The organism is Zobellella denitrificans, assembly GCF_002237365.1.
GTDB classification, from domain to species: domain Bacteria; phylum Pseudomonadota; class Gammaproteobacteria; order Enterobacterales; family Aeromonadaceae; genus Oceanimonas; species Oceanimonas denitrificans.
Window position 1 is genome coordinate 1 of record NZ_NMUO01000076.1, and the last position, 19,752, is coordinate 19,752.

Genomic DNA, 19,752 nt, shown 5'->3' on the forward strand with positions numbered 1-19,752 from the left:
GAGCGGATCCTCGCCAGCAACAGCGGCCTGTTGTCGATGCTGGTGGCGGTGAGCTTTCTGGGACTGGTCAGCCGGCCCGGAGCCGAGCGGGAGGAGCGGCTGCCCCGGGGGCGGCGGGCGCTGGCGTCCACCCTGGGGGCGGTGCACCTGTTCGGCTCCGTTATCAACCTGTCGTCGGTGTTCATCATCGGCGATCGCCTGGCCCGGCGAGGCAGCGTCAGCCGGGAGCAGGCCATAGTGCTGATCCGGGGCTTCACCGCCGCCGCCTTCTGGTCCCCCTTCTTCGCCGCCATGGCGGTGACCCTGAGCGTGGCGCCCGGGGCGCAGCTGGCCCGCCTCTGGCTGGTGAGCATGCCGCTGGCCCTGCTGGCCATGGCGCTCACCTTCTGGCAGCTGAGCCGGCAAGGGGGAGAGCGGGCGTCGGTACAGGAGTTCCGGGGCTATCCCCTGCATGCGGGCAGCCTGGTGCTGCCGGCCCTGCTGGCGGCGGCGGTGTTACTGTTGCATGAGTGGCGGCCGGCCTTGTCGATCCTGGCGGTGATCACCCTGCTGGCGCCGTCGCTCAGCCTGGCGTGGTGGTGGCCGGCCGGCGCTCGCCGGTGGCGGCGCTGGGGCAACTGGTGAACGGCCGCCTGCCGCAGATGGCAACGAGTTGGCGCTGTTTCTCGCCGCCGGCGTGCTGGGCTATGGCCTGGATACCCTGCTCGGTGCCTGGGGCGCTACCCTGCCGCTCGATGGCTTCGGCCCCCTGGAGGCGAGCCTGAGCTACCTGGCCACGGTGCTGCTGGCGCTGCTGGGCATTCACCCCATCATCTGCATCGCCCTGGCCGGCGCCGTGCTGGCGCCGCTGTCGCCCGACCATACCCTGCTGGCGCTGGTGTTTCTGTCGTCCTGGGCGGTGGGCACCTCCGCCGGCCCCCTGTCCGGCATCAACCTGGCGTTTCAGGGCCGCTACGGGCTGGATTCGTTCCGCATCATGCGCTGGAACCTGGGCTATCTGGGGCTGATGTCGGTGCTGGTGGTGCTGGCCATCTGGTTGCTGGCCGCCCTGCTCGGGGTGGAGGGATAACAGGGCCGGCGGACGCGGCCTAGAGCCGTCCTTCCCGCTCCAGCCGCTGCCGGACCCAGGTGCGGTAGAGCCAGGACAGGCAGGGGCGGATCAGCGGCAGGCCGATAAGCCAGGCCAGGAGCCTGAGCCGGGGCACCCGTTGCATCAGCAGGATATAGGCATCCAGCTCCGAGAAGATCTCGCCGTCGGCGGTTTGTACGTGCAGTTCCCGCAGCGCCTTGTCGGGGCTTATCCCCAGGCTCAGCAGCACCTCTTCCCGACCGGTGATATCGAACCAGTAGATATCCTCGCCGCCGGCGCCGGCCCAGCGTTCGTAGCGGGCCCTGTCCTTCACGCAGCCCTCGCAGCTGCCGTCGTAGAACACCACCAGCTGGTGGCGGGGCTTTTTTCCGTCCATCATGTCGCCCTCCTGGGCTCGAGGCCGCGCTTCCGTGCGGGCCTGTCGCTTAAGCGTAGCTCGTTTCAGGCCAGATATCTCTGTTCCAGGTGCGACCTGAACGGCGCCGGATCCAGGGCCTGGCCGGTGGCCGCGGTGAGCAGCCCGGCGGTGTCCTGCAGGCTGGCCTCTTGCCAGATGTGCTGTTGCAGCCAGCCGAAGATGGCGGGCAGATCCGCTTCGATCAGCCGCGCCAGCGGGCCCAGCTGCCGCTCCATGGCCGCCGCCTGCTGGGCGGCGTAGATGGCGCCCAGGGTATAACTCGGGAAGTAGCCGAAGCTGCCGTCGGTCCAGTGGATGTCCTGCAGGCAGCCATCCCGATCATTGCCCTGGGTCGACAGCCCCAGGTACTGGCGCATCAGCTGATCCCAGCGCTCGGGCAGTTCCCGGGCCTCCATCCGGCCCTCGATCAAGTCCCGCTCGATTTCGTAGCGCAGCATGATGTGGGCCGGGTAGCTGACCTCGTCCGCGTCCACCCGGATAAAGCCGGGCTCGACCCGGGTGTAGAGCCTGGCCAGGTTGTCCGGGGCGAAGGCCGGCTGGGTGCCAAAGTGCCGCTCGAGCAAGGGGGCCAGGCGGGCGAGAAAGGCCGGGTGCCGGGCCAACTGCATCTCGAAGAACAGGCTCTGGGACTCGTGCACCCCCATGGATCGGGCCTGGCCCACCGGCAGCCGGCGCCAGGCCGCCGGCAGGCCCTGCTCGTAGCGGGCATGGCCGGTTTCGTGGATGATGCCCATCAGGGCCTGGGTCACGTCCTGCTCGTCGTAGCGGGTGGTGAGGCGCACGTCCTCGCTGACCCCGCCGCAAAAGGGGTGCACGCTCACGTCCAGCCGGCCGTGGTTGAAGTCGAAGCCGAGCATCGTCATCACCTCCAGCCCCAGCGCCTTCTGTTGCGCCGTGGGGAAGGGGCCCTCGGGCACCAGTACCTGCTCATGGCGCTGCTTGTCCTGCACTTGCCGGATGAGATCCGGCAGCCAGCCCCTGAGGCCGCCGAACAGGCGATCGAGTTCGGCCCCGCGCATGCCGGGCTCGTACTGCTCCAGCAGGCTGTCGTAGCGGGACAGCCCAAGGGTATCGGCCCGGGCGGCGGCGGCCTGGCGGGACAGGTTGAGCACCTCCTCGAACAGGGGTAGAAAGCCGGCCCAGTCGTTGGCCGGGCGCAGGCTGCGCCAGGCGTGCTCGCAGCGGGAGCCGGCCAGGGAGCGGGCGCGGACCAGATCGGCCGGCAGCATGTTGGCGTCGCGCCAGGCCCGGCGCATTTCGTGCAGGCTGACGCCCTGCTCCGGCGTCAGCGCCTCTTCCCCGGCGGCGGCGAACCAGTCGGGCAGGCGGTCGTCCTGCAGCTGGCGGTGGCAGAGCACCGCCAGGGTACCCAGGGCCTCGGCCCTGGCTTCGTTGCCGCCCGGGGGCATCATGGTGGCCTGATCCCAGCCGCAGATGGCGCCCAGGTGCTGCAGGTGATGAAGTTGTTCGAAGTGCTCGACCAGACTGGTGTAGGACATGAAAATTTTCCTTGTGTTGATTCAGCCGAGGCGGCTCTGGTGACGTTCGCGGGTTTCCTGCTTGGCCCGCTCGCTCTTGCGCAGCAGCACATAGAGGCTGCCGCTGCCGCCGTGGGCGCGTTGGGTGCTGTGGCAGGCCAGCACCTCCGGCAGTTGCGGCAGCCAGCCGGAAACGTAGCTTTTCAGCAGCGCCTGGGGCCGGCTGCGCTCGCCCTTGCCGTGCACCACCACCACGGAGCGCAGCTCCAGCCGCAGGCAGTCGCGGATAAAGCCGAGCAGGGCGGCGCGGGCCTGCGCCACCGTATGGTTGTGCAGATCGAGGCGGGCCTCGCAGGGATACTTGCCCAGGCGCAGCTTGCGGAACACCCCCTCCTGCACCCCGTCCTTCTTGTAGGACACCAGATCATCGGGCTTGAGCAGGGTGACGCTCTCGAGGGACAGGCAGGCGGGGGAGGCGCTCTGTTCCGCCTCGGCGGCGGCGCGCCTGGCCTCCAGGCTGGCGGCGTCCTGCCCGGGACGGGCAACGGAGGCCAGGGTGTCTTGCCGGAGCGGGGTCAACCCCTCCAGCTCACCGATAAAGGATGACCATTCGGAAGAAGGCATGGCGGCGGCTCCTCGGTAACGGGAATAGCCGCAGTATAAGCAAGTTGCACAAAAGGGGAAACGGCAGACCCCGGGGGAGGAGGAGGTCGGGGTCCACCGTTGTTAAACCGGTATTATTCCTGGGGAGAAGCCTTTTTCACCTTGTAGATGAAGTAGCCCGCGTAGAAGCTGATCAGCAGCGCGGTGGCGATAATGACGATCATGGACATCAAGCCGACATCGCTGCCAAACATCAAATCAAGCCAGAATTCCATCAGTCATCTCCTTATCGTCTCGCTATGAACGCCATCTTAGCGGGCCGGCAGGGAGCCATGCTGATCCTGATCAATAAACTACCTTGTCCTCTATTTTTTTAAGGGTATAGCCATCCTGGCGCAGCAGGGCGAGCAGCCCCTGCTCGCCGTAGAGGTGCAGGGCGCCCACCACCAGCAGTGCCCGGGGCGGATTCAGCTGCGTGAGTCGCTCCAGCCACAGCCGGTTGCGCGACAGCAGCAGTTCCTGCTCGATAAAGGCCTTGAGCTCCTCGCCGGTGTCTTCCTGCAGCAGCGCCTGCAGGGCCTGTTCGTCGCCGTCGAGCCAGGTGTCGAGCAACCGGTTCAGGTGGCCTTGCATGTCGGGCAGCTCATCCAGGGTATGGCGTACGAAGTCGGCCTCTAGCCGTCGTTCCGGCAGGGAGGCCAGCATGCCGAACACTGTGCTGGGGGATTCCAGCCCGGCCACCGGTATCTGCCGGGCCCGGGCCTCGGCCAGTATCTGCATGTCCACTCCCTGCTCGCCGGCAAAGCCCAGGGCCATGGCCCTGGCCTGGGTCAGTTGCAGGGCGGCGAACCAGGGTGGCAGCGGTCTGAGCTGGGCCAGGCCGGCCTGGCTGATGGCGGCGTCGAGTTCGGCGGAGAGGGGGGCGCCCAGCCGGCTGGGCCAGTTTTCCCCGGCCGCCATGCGCAGGTAGGGAGCCAGCGCGGCGGGGGTGATCTCCTGCGGGTCCACTTCCAGCAGCAGCTGACGGCTGTCGTCCAGCGCCCGCAGCAGTACCGGCGGCAGTTCGGCCAGGCGTTCGTCGGCAATATGGATGGAGCCGAACAGCCAAAGTTGTTGCCCGTCCTTGCTGGCCGACCAGAGCGCCGGCGCGGCCAGCCCCTGAGCGCACCAGAGCCACAGTAGCAAGTGCCAGAAAATTTTCATGGAGCCCCCTGTTTTGTTGGCCGGCTTTGATTATGATGCCGGGATAATTATTCATTCTAGAAAAAGGACGTTTTTATGCCTCATCTGCGCTTTCGCGGCCTGGCCCGGGACACGGTAAAACAGGTCAGCAAGACCCTGGTGGATACCCTGGCGCCCCTGGCCGGCAGCCCCAAGGAGCATTTTACCCTGGAATTCATTCCCGCCGAGTTCGTGCAGCAGGGGCAGGCGGTGAACGGCTATCCCTTCGTCGAGGTGCTCTGGTTCGAGCGCCCGCTGGAGGTGCAGGACAAGGTGGCCGCCGCCATCACCGAGGCGCTGCGGGCCCGGGTGGGCGAGGGGCTGGACATCGGCGTGGTGTTCACCCGGCTGGAAGGGCGCAACTACTACGAAAACGGCAGCCATTTCGGCTGACGGCATTGCAGGATCCTTTGTAGGGGCCTTTGTTGGAGCCTTTGTAGGGTCCACTTCAGTGGACCTTTTCAACATCGGAGTCGGGATTTGGTCGAATAAATTCGACCCTACAGGGACATCCCAGCATCGGTGTCGGGATTTGGTCGAATAAATTCGATCCTGGTCAATTTCGTCAGCCGCCCGCCTTCAGCATCATCCGATCCAGCGCCCGGTCGCTCAGCAGGCGGCGCAGCCAGCTCATTATCAGGGTGGCCCGGGTGACCGGATAGCGGGTTTTGGGCCTGGCGCTGGTCAGGGCGTGCAGCACCGGCGGCAGGCAGGATTCCGGGGGCAGGCTGTAGCGGGAACTGGGGCCGGGTTTTTCCAGCCTGGCAAGGGTTTGCCGGTAGGCTTGCCGGTGCCGGCTCTGCTCCGGATCCACGTGGCGCAGAAAGGCCTCCCTGGCGTTGGCGCGAAAGCGGGTTTCGATGGGGCCGGGCTCCAGCAGGCTGACATGCACCCCGGTGCCGGCCAGCTCCAGGCGCAGGGTGTCGGTGTAGCCCTCCAGCGCGAACTTGGTGGCGTTGTAGGCGCCGCGAAACTGCATGGCCACCAGCCCCAGCACCGAGCTGTTCTGGATGATGCGGCCCTCGTCGGCGGCCAGCATCAGCGGCAGCGCCAGCCGGGTGAGGTGGTGGGTGCCAAACAGGTTGGTGTCGAACTGCCGGCGCAGGGCCTGGGTGGGCAGATCCTCCAGCGCCCCTGGCTGGCCGTAGGCGCCGTTGTTGAACAGGCCGTACAGGGTGCCGCCGGTGAGGGCCAGCGCCTGTTCGAACCCTTCCTCTATGCTGGCTTCGTCGGCCAGATCCAGCCGCACCGCCGCCAGCCCTTCTTCCTTCAGCCGTGCCACGTCCTCCGCCTGGCGGGCGGAGGCGACGACCTTGAAGCCCTGCCGGTGCAGATAATGGGCGGCGCAATGGCCGATGCCGGACGAGCAGCCGGTGATCAGAACAGCTTTGGACATAAACGGCTCCTGAGTAATGAGGCCATTACTCTGCCGTCTGTGCCGGTCGGGTGCAACAAGGGAAGAAAGAAAAGCAGGAAATGGCGCCCCCACCAGGACTCGAACCTGGATCGCCCGCTTAGGAGGCGGGTGCTCTATCCTGTTGAGCTATGAGAGCGTGGGGCGAGTATATATAACTCCGCCCGGGATGAGAACCTGCCGCCTGCGCGAGTGCGCATAAAATCGGCATCGGGGCTCAAAGCTGGGTGAGGATGTCGCCCGGGCCCACCCGCACCTGGCGCGCGGCACCGTCCGCCGGGGTCAGCAGGCTGTAGTCCGGGTGGCTCTGGCTCACCACGAACTGGGCCCGGGCCGAGATCTCGCTGTAGTAGCCGGGCTGCAGCTGGCGGCGATGGACCAGGGTGAAGCGATCCCCCACCTGGATGCCGGACTGGCGGCCCAGATCCATCAGTATGCCTTCTTCCGACTGCTGCAGTATGTTGCCTACCGCCTTCATGCACGACTGGGCCTGCACCAGATCCCGCGCGGCCCGGGCGAGCAGCTGATCCACCGCCTGGCCATAGGCGGACTGCCAGAACCCCTGCTCGTGCACATTGACCCGGGCGTGGCGCTGGAAGGTCCAGGGGGACTGGGCCTGGTAGCGCTGCTGCAGCAGGGTTTCGCCGGTGAGGCCGTCCTCCAGGGTGAGCGAGAGGCGAAACTGGCGGGGTTGCTCGCGGAAGCGCCAGTCCACCCAGTTGCCGTCGTTCATGCTGATGTCTTCGATGACGCCGCTCAGCAACAGCCGCGACTGCTGCTGCCGGGCCAGCAGATCGCCGCCCTGGCGCAGGCCGGGGCTGCGCGGCAGCCGGGGATCCGTGGTGAGTTGATGGGGCAGCTGCGTCATAAGATTGACGCTGTCGCCGAGGCGCTGGGCCAGGCGTTGGGTGACGGCGCCGCCCAGCTCGTAGATCTGGCCAATCTGGCCCTGCTCCGGATGCTGCAGGGGCAGGGTGGTGAGCGCCAGGCCGGGACGGTAGCGGCCGACACACTGGGGCTGCACGTTCTGGTTGGGCCAGATATCGGCCCGCACCGTCAGCCACAGCCGGCCCTGGCTGCGACGCTCGTCGAGGATCAGGTAGTCCATCAGTTCGCCCTGGGCGGCAATATCCAGCCGCTGGCCGGAAAACATGCCGTTGTTGACCGACTGCACCGTGGTCAGGGAAGCGCCGGCCTGCAGCAGGGCATCGGCCAGGGCCTGCTCCAGGGCCTGCTGGCGGGCGCTGTCCTCGCCCAGGCTGAGCGGCGCCGAGCCCTCGGCCTGATACCAGTCGGCCTGGGCGGCGAGAGGCAGCAACGAAAGCAGCAGGGCGGCGATGAAGGCGTTTTTCGGCACGATAGGATCCTGTGTCACAAAGGGCCGGCAATAAAAATGCGGCCAGGGTCAACTCTTGGCAAGAATTATGCAAAATTCTTGCCCGATACCTTGAGGACAGCGGTTAAAGTTTGGCAACCCCTGGCCGATAAGGATCCAGTTTCGTCCTATTTTTCGGGAGCCTGTTGATGACAAGACCATTGATGCTCGTCGCCGTGCTGGGGCTGTCAGCCTGTGCCGGCACGGGCGGGCAGCAGTTTGACAATCAGAACCACTATCTGCCCCATGATCATGCTTCCCACTATATCAACCGCAAGCCGCTGGGGCCGCAGCCTGCCCCGGCCAGCTCGCCCCGGCACAGCCAGGACGGGGTGCCCATGCGCATGAGCGCCGGCACCCGCAGCGCCCACCTGCCTTCCGCCGGGCCTTCCCTGGTGGGAGGGCAGACCCAGCTGCAGCAGCATATGTCGGCCCTGGCCTACCGGCTGGTGTCCAGCGCCCACGGCCTGGACGCCCAGTCCGGCATAGCGGTGAGCGGCTTCGTCAGCCAGGAGGACTACCGCAGCCAGGATCAGTTCGGGCGGCTGCTGTCGGAAACCATGATGTTCCAGCTCAACCAGTACGGCCTGCGGGTGGTCGACTTCAAGGCGCTGCCCTTTATCCGCATCACCCCCGAGGGGGATGTCAGCACCAGCCGTGATTATCGCCAGCTAAGCGGCAAGATCGGGGCCCGCTACCTGGTGCACGGCACCGTCAGCGAGACCCTGGGCGGTCGCCTGGTCAATGCGCGCCTGATCTCCATGGGCGACAACAGCCTGGTGGCCAGTGCCCAGCAGTTTATTCCCGACTACCTGGTGGGCGGCATGCTCAAGGCGCGCGGGCCCGAAGTGGTGATCACCCCGGAGCAGAGGAGCCGTTATGCGAAATAGACTCTGTGCCCTGCTGCTGCTGGCGCTGACCGGTTGCAGCGCCAGCCAGGCCGGTGCCGGCAGCCAGGATGTGCCGGCCAAAAAGAACCATCTCTATGCGGTGGGCTACGCCCCCATCAGCCTGCAGCAGCCCGCCGACTACCAGCAGAAGCTGCTCTACGCCATGCGGGCGTCCAAGCTCGACGCCTACCGGGAGCTGACCGAGCAGTTGAGCGGGGTGATGACTTCCAGCGCCAGCCAGCTGAACGGCCATGTCCTGCAGGACGGCACCGTCAGCACCAGCAGCCGGGGCATGGTGCGGGGGGCCCGGGTGGTCAACAGCTATCCCGACGGCGACATGTACGTCACCGAACTGGAGCTGGATTTGGCGTTTTATCAGCGGCTGCGCCAGGGGCGGTGAGATAATCCGGGATGGGGACTGGGGACTGGGGACTGGGGATAGGCCCCGGTCCGCGCGGTTACACCTTGAAGCCGGTGCCTTTGTTGATGCCCCTGGTATGACCCTTGTGATCGTAGGTCATGCTCTGGCGTTCGTGCAGCTGGCTCATGGCGTTGGCCAGGCGGCGATTGCTGGCCAGGGTCTGCTCCAGCAACTGCTCCGTTACCCGGGTTTTGTCCTGGCAGTGTTGCAGCAGCTGCCGCAGCTCGGCAACCTGCTCGGCCAGGTCGGCGCTCAGCCGTGGGCTTTCGGGGTGGCAGGCAATCTGCCGGTCGCTGTGCTGTATCTCCGCCAGCAGGCTTTCCTTGCGTTGGGCCAGGGCCGGCAGCTCCAGCGCCTGGCGCCGGATGATCAGCTCCAGCTCCTGCCCGGTAAGGTCGAGCAGGAGCTGAAGGCGGGACTGTTGATGTTGCAGCAGCTCATCAAGGGTCATGAATAGAGTTTCTCTATATCCTGTTCCAGGTTGGCGATGTTCGCCGCCAGGCGCTCGCTGTCAACCTTGTAGCTGCCTTCGTTGATGGCCTTTTTCAGCGCTTCCAGGCGGGCGCTGTTGTCGGCGGCCGGCGCGGTCAGTGACTGCTGCATCCGGTTCAGCTGTCGGGCTTCGGGGGTCAGGCTCACGGAGTCCTGCTGAGCGGGCGGCGCGGTGTCTTGCCGGCCCTGGGATTTGGCCGGGGCCGGGTACTTGTTGCCGCCCACCACCTGGGTACTGTTGCCAAGCCCTGGGGGTAATTTATCGATAGCCATGATGATCCAATCCTGATTTGCTGCTGTCTAGCCCGGGTATCGGCGCAACACGGAATAACTTTAGCAGAAATTACAAATTGACCCGCACCATTCCGGAGGCGGTGACCCGGGCGCTGATTTCACGGCCGGAGTTGAGGTTGCGAATGCGCACGCTGTCGTTGAAGGAGCCGTCTTCCTGGGCCACGCCCTCGGTGCGGATCGACAGGGTTCCCTGCTCCGCCACTATGGTCACCTTGTCTCCCTTGCACACCACGCACAGCTGGCTGCCCAGCACCGGCTGGCCGGGGCGCAGATCCCGCTTGTTGCGGGTGCCGATAAGCTGGTTGGGATCGCTGAACACGTCTCCCCGTATCAGCACCTCGTCCTGGTAGTCGAGGCGCAGGTGCTGGGCCTGCAGCAGGGTATTGCGGCTGATGGGAACCTCGGCCGTGACCACGGGTTTCAGCACCCGCACCCGCACCGGCACAAACAGCTCCCAGCCCGGCTGCTCGTGGCATTTCAGATGCACGTGAGTATTGCGCCTGACCTCGCCCGCACCGCGGATGTCGGCGGTCAGCAGCCCGTGGCACTCGGTCAGCTGCATGCGGGTATCCACACTGGCGGCTTCGATCTCGAGCCGATCCCCCTCGGCCAGGGGAACGAAGTCACGCACATAATCCTCGGCATACTGGCGCACGCTGTCATGAACCGACTGGGCATGCACCGGCGGGGCCAGGACAGCGGCCAGTATCATGACAAACCCGACGCGGCCCGGCCCTCTCGCAAAATGTGACAATGCCTGGAGGAGCGGGAAAATACCGTTAAACATTACTACCTCATCGCCGATAAAGGACGTAAGCTGGCCACAACTGGCGCTCAACCCCGGCCGGGTGTTAAGCTAACCGGGGTGAAAACTGCAAGCATAAACCATGCCACGGTATAGATGGAGAAACTGGAATGGCGGGGATACTCGACTCGGTAAACCAAAGAACACAACTCGTCGGCCAGAACCGGCTGGAATTGCTGCTGTTCAAGCTGAACGGACGTCAAAGATTTGGCATCAATGTGTTCAAGGTCAAGGAAGTGCTGCAGTGCCCGGCCCTGACCGCCTTGCCCCAGCGTCATCCGGTGATCAAGGGGGTGGCCAATATCCGTGGCCAGACCATTTCCATCATCGATCTCAGCAAGGCCATGGGCGGCCGTCCCACCGAACAGACCCAGAACTGTTTCGCCATCATCTCCGAATACAACCGTTCGGTGCAGGGGTTCCTGGTGAACTCCGTCGAGCGCATCATCAACGTCAACTGGGAATCCATACTGCCGCCGCCCAAGGGCGCGGGCCGTTTCAACTACATGACGGCGGTCACCGAAATTGACGGTGAACTGGTGGAAATCCTGGACGTGGAAAAAATCCTCGACGAAATATCGCCGGCCAACACCAGGGTAAATGCCGACATAGTGGAGCAGGTATCCCACCTCGATGCCGGCCATCACAAGCCTATCCTGATCGCCGACGACTCCTCGGTCGCGCGCCGGCAGATCCAGCGGGCGATGGAAACCCTGGGGCTGGCGTGCATCGTCACCGAAAACGGCAAGCTGGCCCTGAACAAGCTCAGGGAACTGGCGGCCAACGGCCCCATTCAGGAACAACTGGCCATGGTGATCTCCGACGTGGAAATGCCGGAAATGGACGGCTATACCCTGACCGCGGAGATCCGCAACGATCCCAAGCTCAAGGATCTGCACGTGATACTGCACACCTCCCTGAGCGGGGTATTCAACAAGGCGCTGGTGGAAAAGGTGGGGGCGAACAACTTTATCGCCAAGTTCCACCCCGACGAACTGGCGTCCGCCGTCAGAAATGCGTTGTGATAGAGGCCTGAACCCCGCGGATGAAAACCTTCACCGATGAGCAATACCAGGCATTTTGCCGGTTTCTTGAAGCCAACACCGGCATAGTGCTGGGCGACAGCAAGCAGTACCTGGTCAAGAGCCGGCTGTCGCCCTTGCTGGGCCGTTTTCAGATAGACTCGCTCGGCGAGCTGCTCAACCGGGCCATGTCGGTGCGGGAGCGGGAGCTCAAAACGGCGGTGATCGACGCCATGACCACCAACGAAACCCTGTGGTTCCGCGACGTCTATCCCTTCACCCTGCTGAGCGATCGGCTGTTTCCCGAACTGGCCAGGCCGGGCAAGAGCCTGAAGATCTGGTCCGCCGCCTGCTCTTCCGGGCAGGAGCCCTATTCCATCGCCATGACGGCGCTGGAGTACCAGGCCCGGCGGCCGGGCTCCTTGCCGGGGCTGCAAATTCTTGCCACCGACATCTCCAGCAACATGCTGGAGTTGTGCAAGGCAGGGGTATACGACAGTCTGTCGCTGGCGCGCGGGCTGTCGCCCGAGCGGCGCAGCCAGTTCTTTACGCCCCTGGCCGACGGCAAGATGCAGTTGCAGCCCAGGGTGCGCAACATGGTCAGTTTCCGCTCCTTCAACCTGCTCGACGGTTATGGAGTGCTGGGCAAGTTCGACCTGATTTTCTGCCGTAACGTCTTGATTTACTTCTCTCCCGAGAACAAGTCCAAGATCCTGAACCAGTTTGCCGGCGCCCTCAATCCGGGCGGCTACCTGTTGCTGGGCGCCTCGGAGTCGCTGACCGGCCTGTCCGACAAGTTCGAGATGATCCGCTGCAGCCCGGGCATCATCTACCGCCTCAAATAAATCTGGCACATATCTTGCCTTTGTTTGGTTCATTGACCGAATCACAACAGGCAGGAGGTATCGGGTGGCAATTTCGTTCGACAAGGCCTTCGGGATCCACCAGCATGCCCTGGTCGCCCGCTCCGGGCGGGCCGAGCTGCTGGCCGGCAACCTGGCCAATGCCGACACGCCGGGCTACAAGGCCAGGGACATGGACTTTCAGGCGGCCCTCAGCCAGGCCCAGAATGGCCAGAATTTCGCCCTGAGCCGCACCCACCTGCAACATTTTGCCGTCGAACTGCCGCCGCCGGGCACGGTGCAGTACCGGGTGCCCAACCAGCCGGACACCGGGGACGGCAATACCGTCGACGTACAGACCGAGCGCAACAACTACATGGAAAATGCCCTGCAGTACCAGGCGTCCCTGGAGTTTCTCAACGGCAAGATCAGCGGCCTGCTCAAGGCAATAAAAGGAGACTCGATGTGAGCCTTTTTAAAGTGTTTGATATTTCCGGCAGCGCCATGAGCGCCCAGTCGGTGCGGCTGAACACCACCGCCAGCAACCTGGCCAACGCCGACAGCGTCAGCTCCAGCATCAACGAAACCTACCGGGCCCGCAAGCCGGTGTTTGCCGCCGATCTGGACCGGGCCTTGTCGGACCGTCAGGAAAGCGTCGGTGTCAAGGTACTGGGGGTCGTCGAGACCAACAAGCCGCTGCAGAAGGAATTCCGCCCCGACCATCCCATGGCGGATCAGGACGGCTTTATCTACAAGCCGAACGTCAACGTGGTGGAAGAGATGACCGACATGCTGAGCGCGTCGCGCAACTACCAGACCAACGTGCAGGTAGCCGATGCCGCCAAGCAGATGCTGCAGCAGACCCTGCGCATGGGCAAGGGGTAATATCTCATGTCGTTGATAAATAATGACTACTATAGCGGCCTGCAATTTGCCGGCGGCGCGGCGGACTCGGCCCAGGCGGCCGAGACCAAGAAGAACATGCTGGGACAGGAGGATTTTTTCTCCCTGCTGACCCAGCAGCTGGCCTATCAGGATCCCTTCAAGCCCGCCGACAACTCCCAGATGATCGCCCAGATGACCTCGTTCGCCATGTCGGAAGGGGTGTCGGAGATGAGCACCCAGCTTACCGCCCTGACCGAAGTGATGACCTCCAACCAGGCCTTGCAGGCGTCGACCCTGGTCGGGCAGAAGGTGCTGCTGCCGAGTGATGTCGGCTATGTGGAATCCGGCGACAGCCTGGACGGCATAGTGGTGGCGGGGGAGAGTGCCAGCAACATCAGGATCAGCATCGAGAACGACAAGGGCCAGGTGGTGCGAACCATCAATCTGGACGGCGTCCAGAAGGGCAACGTGCCCTTCAGCTGGGACGGCCTGGACGCACAGGGCCAGGCGGTGCCGACCGGGCGCTATACGGTCAAGGTCAACGCCCTGGTGGGCGCCGCCCGGGAAGACCTCAACGCCCTGACCTTCGCCCGGGTCGACAGCGTCACCCTGGGCAGCGCCACCACGCCCACCATGGTCAACCTGGCCGGCCTGGGTGGCCTGCCGCTCAATCAGGTTCTGGAAATCGGCGGCCGCAAGGCTGTGTAAAGGAGATCAGTAAATGTCTTTCAATATTGCCCTCAGTGGTGTCAACGCCGCCCAGAAAGATCTGGACGTGACCGCCAACAACATCGCCAACGTCAACACCGTCGGCTTCAAGGAGTCCCGCGCCGAGTTCGCCGACGTTTACGCCAACTCCATCTTCGCCAACTCCCGCACCCAGCACGGCCAGGGCGTGCAGACGGTGGCGGTGGCCCAGCAGTTCCACCAGGGCACCCTGATGTTCACCAACAACGCCCTGGACATGGCCATCAACGGCAGCGGTTTTTTCGTGATGGCCAACGAGACCGACACCCTGGACCGGACCTATACCCGGGCCGGCGCCTTCAAGCTCAACGACCAGGGCTATGTGGTGAACAGCATGGGCCGCTACCTGCAGGTGTTCGACGCCAATGAAAACGGCACCCCCACGGTGCTGGCGCTCAACGCCACCAAGCCGCTGCGCATTCCCGACAAGACCGGCGAGCCCAGGGCCACCACGGCGGTAAACACCGGCTTTAACCTGCCGAGCAACGCGGGCATCATGGATCCGGCCGATTTCAGCCCGACCGACTCCCGTACCTACAACGCCTCCACCGCCATCACCATCTACGACTCCCTGGGCGAGCCCCACAGCCTGAATATGTACTTCGTGAAGGAAGCGGATGGGCAGTGGCAAAGCTTTACCTATGTGGACGGCAACCTGGTGCAGCAGGGCGGTAACGACTCCGCCCCCATCGAGTTCGACGCCTCCGGCAATATGACGACCCCGGCCGCGCCGGCGACCCTGACCCTGGACAACATCACCTTTGCCAATGGCGCCCAGCCCATCGCCAATATGGAAATCCGCCTGGGCACCGTCAGCCAGTACGCCTCGCCCTTCGAGGTGAACGAGCTGTCCCAGAACGGCTCCACCGTGGGCCGCCTGACCAAGGTGGACGTGGATGCCAACGGCGTGGTGGCCGCCACCTACAGCAATGGCCGCACCGAGAAGCTGGGCATAGTGGCGTTGGCGACCTTCCCCAACGAGCAGGGGCTGATCCCGGACGGCGACAGCCAGTGGCGGCAGTCCCTGTTGTCCGGCGAGGGCGTGGGCGGTCAGCCCAACACCGGCTCCTACGGCCGGCTCAACGGTGCCGCCCTGGAGCAGTCGAACACCAACCTCACCTCCGAACTGGTGGACCTGATCACCGCCCAGCGCAACTTCCAGGCCAACTCCCGGGCGCTGGAGGTAAACAGCACCCTGCAGCAGACCATACTGCAAATCCGCTAACACAAGCTGGAAGCCAGAAGCTGGAAGAAAACCCCGGGGCCGAAGGGCACCGGGTTTTTTTCGTTGGTACTTTGACAACATTTCATTTCGCCCTCACGCGGAGCGCGGGAATGAAAAACGACTTGGGGCGCAGGCGGCCCGCCTGCATTGCCGCGCAGCGGGAAACTTGCGTTCAACTCCCCTTGCGGGCGAGCCGCCCGCGCCCACAGCTTTTCAGCTGGCATTTTTTTTGCATTAAAACCGCCATCACCGATCGGCACACGCAACGGAGCTGAAATGGATCACCTGCTTTATATCGCCATGTCCGGCGCCAAGGAAAACCTGAACAGCGTGGCCCTGCGCGCCAACAACCTGGCCAACGCCAACACCACCGGCTTTCGGGCCGATCTGGAGCAGGCCAGGTCCATGCAGGCCTTTGGCGAAGGGCTGCCGACCCGGGTCTTTGCCATGGCGGAAAGACCGGGGCAAGATTTTGCCGCAGGACCCATTCAGACCACTGGTCGGGAACTTGACGTGGCCATCGCCGGCGACGGTTGGTTGGCGGTGGAAGCGAAGGACGGCTCCGAGGCCTATACCCGTTTCGGCAGCCTGCGGGTATCGCCGCAGGGACTGCTGCAGACCAACACCGGCCTGAACGTGCTGGATGACGACGGTGGCCCCATCTTCCTGCCGCTGCCGCTGGAAAAGCTCGAGATCAACAAGGACGGCACCCTCTTTGCCCGCCTGGAAGGCGAGCCGGCCAACGGCGGCGAGGAATTGCAGCGCATCAAGACGGTGCTGCCGGCCCATGACGAGATTGAAAAGGGGCTGGATGGCCTGTTCCGCCGCAAGGACGGCGCCGTGGAGCCGGCCTCGGCCCAGGTGGAGCTGATTGCCGGGGCGCTGGAGGGCAGCAACGTCAACCCCATCGCCGAGATGACCCACCTGATCGACCTGCAACGGCGTTTCGAAACCCAGCTCAAGATGATGAACCACGCCGAAGAGAATGACAAAGCCCATGCCCAGTTGCTGCGCATCGGTTAAAGGAGAACAAGATGAACCCCGCATTGTGGATTAGCAAGACCGGTCTCGACGCCCAGCAGACCAACATTTCCGTCACCTCCAACAACCTGGCCAACGCCAGCACCGTCGGCTTCAAGAAAGGCAGGGCCATCTTCGAGGATCTGCTGTACCAGAACATCCACCAGCCCGGCGGGCGTGCCACCGCCGACACCGATCTGCCCTCCGGCCTGATGCTGGGCGCCGGCGCCAAGGTGGTGGCCACCCAGAAGACCTTTACCCAGGGCAGCGTGCAGACCACCGACAACGCCCTGGACATCATGATCGACGGCCGCGGCTTCTTCGAGGTGCAGCTGCCCGACGGCACCATCGGCTACACCCGCAACGGCCAGTTTGCCCTGAACGACGAGGGGGTCATCGTCACCCCCGGCAACGGTTACCCGCTGCAGCCGGAGATGCAGATCCCGGAAAACGCCCAGAGCATCAGCGTGGCCACCAACGGCGAGGTATCGGTGCAGCTGGCCGGCCAGGCCGAGGCCCAGGTGATAGGCCAGATAGTGGTGACCGATTTCGTCAACCCGGCCGGCCTGCAGCCCAAGGGAGAGAACCTCTACCTGGAAACCCAGTCCAGCGGCGCGCCGTTGCAGGGCATTGCCGGTGCCGACGGCCTGGGCACCCTCAAGCAGGGCATGCTGGAAACGGCCAACGTCAACGTGACCGAGGAGCTGGTCAACCTGATCCAGGCCCAGCGGGTGTACGAGATGAACTCCAAGGTGATTTCCACCGTGGATCAGATGCTGGCCTACGTGAACCAGCAGCTCTAAGGTGAGGAAAGACTGATGCGATTCGTCCTGGCCGCCCTGTTGCCCCTGGTGCTGACGGCATGCGTTTCCACCCCCTATACGCCCAGGCCGGACGATCCGGCCTATGCGCCGGTGATCCCCAGCCAGCAGCAGGAAAGGCTGGAGCCCACCGGGGGCATCTACCAGGATCTTTACGCCAACAACCTCTATTCCGACATCAAGGCGCACCGGGTGGGGGACATTATCACCATCGATCTCACCGAATCGACCCGCGCCCAGAAAAGGGCCACCACCCAGCAGGGCAAGGAGTCCAGCGTCAATATCAACCCGCTCAGCATCGGCGGCCGCCCGGTGACCGTAGGCGGCTACCCGATAGAGGCGGAAATGTCGAGCGGCAACGACTTCAACGGCAATGCCAACACCAACCAGAGCAACAGCCTGCAGGGCAGCATTACCGTCACCGTGGCCCAGGTGCTGGCCAACGGCAACCTGGCGGTGCAGGGGGAAAAATGGCTGATGCTGAACACCGGGGAAGAGTATGTGCGTATCACCGGCATAGTCCGGCCCCAGGATATCGGCTCCGACAACCGGGTGGCGTCGACCCGGGTGGCCGATGCCCGCATCTACTACGGCGGCACCGGCGATTTCGCCAACACCCAGAGCCGCGGCTGGCTGGCCCGCTTCTTCAACAGCCCCTGGTTTCCGTTTTAACAGCAGCTTGAAGCTGGAAGCTGGAAGAAAAACACCGGGCTTGCGGGTCGGGGCTGTAGGGTCGAATTTATTCGACCAACGGATGCCGGCTCGGTATCCGATGCATAGCGTCGAATTGATTCGGCCGATAACATTTTCGTACTCCCTTGGGGTGAACTGATGAAACCATTTACCGCTTTGTTGATGAGCCTGCTGTTGTTGCCGGCCGTGATGCCGCCGGCCCAGGCGGCCCGGATCAAGGACATCAGCTCGGTGGACGGGGTGCGCGCCAACCAGCTGGTGGGCTATGGCCTGGTGGTGGGCCTGCCCGGCACCGGCGAGCGCAACAACGCCTTTGCCCAGCAGACCTTCCGCACCATGCTCAACAACTTCGGCATCACGGTGCCGGAAAACATGAGGCCCAAGATGAACGACGTGGCGGCGGTGGCGGTGCATGCCGAGCTGCCGCCCTTCGCCAAGCCGGGCCAGACCATCGACATCACCGTCTCCGCCATCGGCGAGGCCAAGAGCCTGCGTGGTGGTACCCTGCTGCAGACCTTCCTCAAGGGGGTGGACGGCCGGGTCTACGCCCTGGCCCAGGGCAGCCTGGTGGTGGGCGGCCTGGGGGTGGAAGGGGCGGACGGCTCTTCCGTCATGATCAACACCCCGACCGTGGGCCGCATTCCCGGCGGCGCCATGGTGGAGCGGGAGGTGCCCAGCTCCTTCGCCCGGGGCGACACCATCACCTTTCATCTGCACCGGCCCGACTTTACCACCGCCAAGCGCATGGCCGAGGTGATCAACGATCTGGTGGGCCCCAACGGCGCCCAGGCGCTGGACGCCACCTCGGTGCAGGTATATGCCCCCCGGGATCCGGGCCAGCGGGTGAGCTTCCTGTCCGCCCTGGAAAACCTGACCGTGGAGGTGGCCGACGAAGCCGCCAAGATCGTCATCAACTCCCGTACCGGTACCGTGGTGATCGGCCAGCAGGTGCAGCTGAAGCCGGCGGCCATCACCCACGGCGGCCTTATCATCACCATCTCCGAAAACATGCAGGTGTCCCAGCCCAACCCGCTGGCGGGCGGGGAAACCGTGGTGGTGCCCAATTCCACCATCAACGTGGAGCAGCAGGATGGCCGCATGTTCAAGCTGGACACCGGCACCACCCTGGATGACCTGGTGCGGGCGGTGAACCAGGTGGGCGTGGCCCCCGGGGATCTGGTGGCCATACTCGAGGCCCTGCGCCAGGCCGGCGCCATCCAGGGCGAGCTGGTGATTATCTGACGCCTGTGGCGTGAGGGGTAAGGCGTGAGGAGATGAACGACCTTATGCCCGCGACTGGCCTGTAGGGTTCAATTTATTGGACCAAAAAGGCCCGGTCGATTGAAATCGACCCTACGAAGGGACTGGCCTGTAGGGTTCAATTTATTGGACCAAAAGGGCTCGGTCGATTGAAATCGACCCTACGAAGGGACTGGCCTGTAGGGTCCAATTTATTGGACCAAAAAGGCCCGGTCGATTGAAATCGACCCTACGAAGGGACTGGCCCGTAGGGTCCAATTTATTGGACCAAAAAGGCCCTGGTCTAACCAAAGCAAACGAACGGATTGAAAGGTATGAAACCCATCGACACCTTCAACAACAGCCTGCTGACCAACGATATTCAGGGGCTGGACCAACTGCGCCGGCAGGGTTTTGAACAGGACAGGGGCAAGGCGCTGGACGAAGCCGCGCGCCAGTTCGAAAGCCTGTTCACCCAGCAGCTGTTCAAGTCGATGCGCGAGGCCAACAAGGCGTTCGAGGCCGAGGGCCCCATGAACAGCCGCTACACCGAATTCTACCGGGACATGCACGATCAGCAGATGTCCGCCGAACTGAGCAAACGGGGCAGCCTGGGACTGGCGGATCTGGTGGTGAAACAGCTGGGCGGCGGCGATGAAGCCGGCGGCGCGGCCCAGGCCCGGCATTTCGACCTGAGCGAGGTGCGCCGGGTGTCCGGCAAGGTGGTGCGCCCGCCCAAGGCGGAGCCCGCCGATGC

General features: G+C 64.2%; 25 protein-coding genes, 1 tRNA gene and 1 pseudogene. 16 read left to right on the forward strand and 11 right to left on the reverse strand.

Annotated elements, in window-relative coordinates:
- Positions 1-624 (forward strand): annotated as a pseudogene (locus tag CGX12_RS19910) (hypothetical protein); the annotation flags it as partial.
- 28 nt (positions 625-652) lie between these two features.
- On the forward strand, positions 653-1,069 hold the full coding sequence (locus CGX12_RS14510) for a hypothetical protein (protein WP_094040578.1): 417 nt from the start codon (positions 653-655) through the stop codon (positions 1,067-1,069).
- Positions 1,070-1,088: 19 nt separating this feature from the next.
- Here the strand turns inward: CGX12_RS14510 and CGX12_RS14515 are convergent, their stop codons facing one another.
- The 5 genes from CGX12_RS14515 to CGX12_RS14535 all read right to left on the reverse strand — a co-directional run bounded on the left by CGX12_RS14515 (position 1,089) and on the right by CGX12_RS14535 (position 4,792).
- Positions 1,089-1,469 carry a thiol-disulfide oxidoreductase DCC family protein gene (locus tag CGX12_RS14515; protein ID WP_232513382.1) on the reverse strand — a complete coding sequence of 127 codons (381 nt, stop codon included), beginning with the start codon at positions 1,467-1,469 and terminating at the stop codon, positions 1,089-1,091.
- A 62-nt stretch (positions 1,470-1,531) separates the two neighbouring features.
- On the reverse strand, positions 1,532-3,007 hold the full coding sequence (locus tag CGX12_RS14520; protein WP_094040579.1) for a carboxypeptidase M32: 1,476 nt from the start codon (positions 3,005-3,007) through the stop codon (positions 1,532-1,534).
- A gap of 21 nt (positions 3,008-3,028) precedes the next feature.
- Entirely contained in the window at positions 3,029-3,610 is a 582-nt protein-coding gene (gene smrA / locus CGX12_RS14525) for a DNA endonuclease SmrA (RefSeq protein ID WP_094040580.1), read from the reverse strand.
- Between the two features lie 113 nt (positions 3,611-3,723).
- On the reverse strand, positions 3,724-3,864 hold the full coding sequence (locus CGX12_RS14530) for a DUF3149 domain-containing protein (RefSeq protein ID WP_094040581.1): 141 nt from the start codon (positions 3,862-3,864) through the stop codon (positions 3,724-3,726).
- Positions 3,865-3,934: 70 nt separating this feature from the next.
- A complete protein-coding gene (locus CGX12_RS14535) occupies positions 3,935-4,792 on the reverse strand; it encodes a TraB/GumN family protein (protein ID WP_094040582.1) in 858 nt (285 codons plus the stop codon).
- Positions 4,793-4,867: 75 nt separating this feature from the next.
- On the opposite strand from CGX12_RS14535, the gene CGX12_RS14540 reads away from it, so the two are divergent.
- Complete coding sequence (locus tag CGX12_RS14540) at positions 4,868-5,203, forward strand: DUF1904 domain-containing protein (RefSeq protein ID WP_094040583.1); 336 nt, start codon at positions 4,868-4,870, stop codon at positions 5,201-5,203.
- Between the two features lie 172 nt (positions 5,204-5,375).
- Here CGX12_RS14540 and CGX12_RS14545 read toward each other — a convergent pair whose 3' ends face one another.
- From CGX12_RS14545 to CGX12_RS14555, 3 genes are all read right to left on the reverse strand, one after another.
- On the reverse strand, positions 5,376-6,206 hold the full coding sequence (locus CGX12_RS14545; RefSeq protein ID WP_094040584.1) for an SDR family NAD(P)-dependent oxidoreductase: 831 nt from the start codon (positions 6,204-6,206) through the stop codon (positions 5,376-5,378).
- 81 nt (positions 6,207-6,287) lie between these two features.
- Positions 6,288-6,363 (reverse strand) — tRNA-Arg (locus tag CGX12_RS14550).
- A 78-nt stretch (positions 6,364-6,441) separates the two neighbouring features.
- Positions 6,442-7,581 carry a flagellar assembly protein T N-terminal domain-containing protein gene (locus tag CGX12_RS14555; RefSeq protein WP_094040585.1) on the reverse strand — a complete coding sequence of 380 codons (1,140 nt, stop codon included), beginning with the start codon at positions 7,579-7,581 and terminating at the stop codon, positions 6,442-6,444.
- A gap of 167 nt (positions 7,582-7,748) precedes the next feature.
- On the opposite strand from CGX12_RS14555, the gene CGX12_RS14560 reads away from it, so the two are divergent.
- Together CGX12_RS14560 and CGX12_RS14565 are read left to right on the forward strand one after the other, a co-directional pair.
- Positions 7,749-8,489, forward strand: a complete 741-nt coding sequence (locus CGX12_RS14560; protein ID WP_094040586.1) for a FlgO family outer membrane protein — start codon at positions 7,749-7,751, stop codon at positions 8,487-8,489.
- Entirely contained in the window at positions 8,479-8,889 is a 411-nt protein-coding gene (locus CGX12_RS14565; protein ID WP_094040587.1) for an LPP20 family lipoprotein, read from the forward strand. The genes CGX12_RS14560 and CGX12_RS14565 overlap by 11 nt, the downstream gene beginning before the upstream one ends.
- Positions 8,890-8,947: 58 nt before the next feature.
- On the opposite strand, the gene CGX12_RS14570 is transcribed toward CGX12_RS14565, so the two are convergent.
- The 3 genes from CGX12_RS14570 to flgA form a co-directional block, all read right to left on the reverse strand.
- Positions 8,948-9,361, reverse strand: a complete 414-nt coding sequence (locus tag CGX12_RS14570; protein ID WP_094040588.1) for a flagella synthesis protein FlgN — start codon at positions 9,359-9,361, stop codon at positions 8,948-8,950.
- Positions 9,358-9,675: a flagellar biosynthesis anti-sigma factor FlgM gene (gene flgM / locus CGX12_RS14575; RefSeq protein WP_094040589.1), complete on the reverse strand. Its 318-nt coding sequence runs from the start codon at positions 9,673-9,675 to the stop codon at positions 9,358-9,360. Before flgM ends, CGX12_RS14570 begins: the two co-directional genes overlap by 4 nt.
- Before the next feature lie 70 nt (positions 9,676-9,745).
- A complete protein-coding gene (gene flgA / locus CGX12_RS14580) occupies positions 9,746-10,408 on the reverse strand; it encodes a flagellar basal body P-ring formation chaperone FlgA (RefSeq protein ID WP_094040590.1) in 663 nt (220 codons plus the stop codon).
- A gap of 203 nt (positions 10,409-10,611) precedes the next feature.
- Here flgA and CGX12_RS14585 point away from each other — a divergent pair, with 203 nt between their 5' ends.
- The 11 genes from CGX12_RS14585 to CGX12_RS14635 form a co-directional block, all read left to right on the forward strand.
- Complete coding sequence (locus tag CGX12_RS14585; protein ID WP_094040591.1) at positions 10,612-11,526, forward strand: chemotaxis protein CheV; 915 nt, start codon at positions 10,612-10,614, stop codon at positions 11,524-11,526.
- Between the two features lie 20 nt (positions 11,527-11,546).
- The gene (locus CGX12_RS14590; protein WP_094040592.1) at positions 11,547-12,368 is read left to right on the forward strand and encodes a CheR family methyltransferase; all 822 of its coding nucleotides are present in this window, start codon (positions 11,547-11,549) and stop codon (positions 12,366-12,368) included.
- A 64-nt stretch (positions 12,369-12,432) separates the two neighbouring features.
- A complete protein-coding gene (gene flgB / locus CGX12_RS14595) occupies positions 12,433-12,834 on the forward strand; it encodes a flagellar basal body rod protein FlgB (protein ID WP_094040593.1) in 402 nt (133 codons plus the stop codon).
- Positions 12,831-13,250 (forward strand): flagellar basal body rod protein FlgC, encoded by a 420-nt coding sequence (gene flgC, locus CGX12_RS14600; RefSeq protein ID WP_094040594.1) that lies wholly within the window; start codon positions 12,831-12,833, stop codon positions 13,248-13,250. Before flgB ends, flgC begins: the two co-directional genes overlap by 4 nt.
- A gap of 6 nt (positions 13,251-13,256) precedes the next feature.
- Positions 13,257-13,958, forward strand: a complete 702-nt coding sequence (locus CGX12_RS14605) for a flagellar hook assembly protein FlgD (protein WP_094040595.1) — start codon at positions 13,257-13,259, stop codon at positions 13,956-13,958.
- A 13-nt stretch (positions 13,959-13,971) separates the two neighbouring features.
- On the forward strand, positions 13,972-15,222 hold the full coding sequence (flgE, locus tag CGX12_RS14610; RefSeq protein ID WP_094040596.1) for a flagellar hook protein FlgE: 1,251 nt from the start codon (positions 13,972-13,974) through the stop codon (positions 15,220-15,222).
- 276 nt (positions 15,223-15,498) lie between these two features.
- Complete coding sequence (locus tag CGX12_RS14615) at positions 15,499-16,245, forward strand: flagellar basal body rod protein FlgF (protein ID WP_094040597.1); 747 nt, start codon at positions 15,499-15,501, stop codon at positions 16,243-16,245.
- Positions 16,246-16,256: 11 nt separating this feature from the next.
- A complete protein-coding gene (gene flgG, locus CGX12_RS14620) occupies positions 16,257-17,045 on the forward strand; it encodes a flagellar basal-body rod protein FlgG (RefSeq protein ID WP_094040598.1) in 789 nt (262 codons plus the stop codon).
- Between the two features lie 15 nt (positions 17,046-17,060).
- A complete protein-coding gene (flgH, locus tag CGX12_RS14625) occupies positions 17,061-17,735 on the forward strand; it encodes a flagellar basal body L-ring protein FlgH (protein WP_094040599.1) in 675 nt (224 codons plus the stop codon).
- A 159-nt stretch (positions 17,736-17,894) separates the two neighbouring features.
- Positions 17,895-18,998, forward strand: coding sequence for a flagellar basal body P-ring protein FlgI (locus CGX12_RS14630; RefSeq protein WP_408645757.1), 1,104 nt, complete (start codon positions 17,895-17,897; stop codon positions 18,996-18,998).
- Between the two features lie 332 nt (positions 18,999-19,330).
- On the forward strand, positions 19,331-19,752 hold a 422-nt coding region (locus CGX12_RS14635), incomplete at its 3' end, for a rod-binding protein (RefSeq protein WP_176442077.1).

Bases quoted from the DNA above. Each gene is read 5' to 3' on its own strand.
- CGX12_RS14520 (WP_094040579.1), bottom strand. From the start codon at position 3,007: ATGTCCTACACCAGTCTGGTCGAGCACTTCGAACAACTTCATCACCTG.
- flgM (WP_094040589.1), bottom strand. From the start codon at position 9,675: ATGGCTATCGATAAATTACCCCCAGGGCTTGGCAACAGTACCCAGGTG.
- CGX12_RS14630 (WP_408645757.1), top strand. From the start codon at position 17,895: ATGAAACCATTTACCGCTTTGTTGATGAGCCTGCTGTTGTTGCCGGCC.
- flgH (WP_094040599.1), top strand. From the start codon at position 17,061: ATGCGATTCGTCCTGGCCGCCCTGTTGCCCCTGGTGCTGACGGCATGC.
- CGX12_RS14560 (WP_094040586.1), top strand. From the start codon at position 7,749: ATGACAAGACCATTGATGCTCGTCGCCGTGCTGGGGCTGTCAGCCTGT.
- smrA (WP_094040580.1), bottom strand. From the start codon at position 3,610: ATGCCTTCTTCCGAATGGTCATCCTTTATCGGTGAGCTGGAGGGGTTG.
- CGX12_RS14605 (WP_094040595.1), top strand. From the start codon at position 13,257: ATGTCGTTGATAAATAATGACTACTATAGCGGCCTGCAATTTGCCGGC.
- CGX12_RS14515 (WP_232513382.1), bottom strand. From the start codon at position 1,469: ATGATGGACGGAAAAAAGCCCCGCCACCAGCTGGTGGTGTTCTACGAC.
- CGX12_RS14570 (WP_094040588.1), bottom strand. From the start codon at position 9,361: ATGACCCTTGATGAGCTGCTGCAACATCAACAGTCCCGCCTTCAGCTC.
- CGX12_RS14585 (WP_094040591.1), top strand. From the start codon at position 10,612: ATGGCGGGGATACTCGACTCGGTAAACCAAAGAACACAACTCGTCGGC.
- flgG (WP_094040598.1), top strand. From the start codon at position 16,257: ATGAACCCCGCATTGTGGATTAGCAAGACCGGTCTCGACGCCCAGCAG.
- CGX12_RS14540 (WP_094040583.1), top strand. From the start codon at position 4,868: ATGCCTCATCTGCGCTTTCGCGGCCTGGCCCGGGACACGGTAAAACAG.
- CGX12_RS14590 (WP_094040592.1), top strand. From the start codon at position 11,547: ATGAAAACCTTCACCGATGAGCAATACCAGGCATTTTGCCGGTTTCTT.
- CGX12_RS14530 (WP_094040581.1), bottom strand. From the start codon at position 3,864: ATGGAATTCTGGCTTGATTTGATGTTTGGCAGCGATGTCGGCTTGATG.
- CGX12_RS14565 (WP_094040587.1), top strand. From the start codon at position 8,479: ATGCGAAATAGACTCTGTGCCCTGCTGCTGCTGGCGCTGACCGGTTGC.
- CGX12_RS14535 (WP_094040582.1), bottom strand. From the start codon at position 4,792: ATGAAAATTTTCTGGCACTTGCTACTGTGGCTCTGGTGCGCTCAGGGG.
- flgE (WP_094040596.1), top strand. From the start codon at position 13,972: ATGTCTTTCAATATTGCCCTCAGTGGTGTCAACGCCGCCCAGAAAGAT.
- flgA (WP_094040590.1), bottom strand. From the start codon at position 10,408: ATGATACTGGCCGCTGTCCTGGCCCCGCCGGTGCATGCCCAGTCGGTT.
- CGX12_RS14615 (WP_094040597.1), top strand. From the start codon at position 15,499: ATGGATCACCTGCTTTATATCGCCATGTCCGGCGCCAAGGAAAACCTG.
- CGX12_RS14545 (WP_094040584.1), bottom strand. From the start codon at position 6,206: ATGTCCAAAGCTGTTCTGATCACCGGCTGCTCGTCCGGCATCGGCCAT.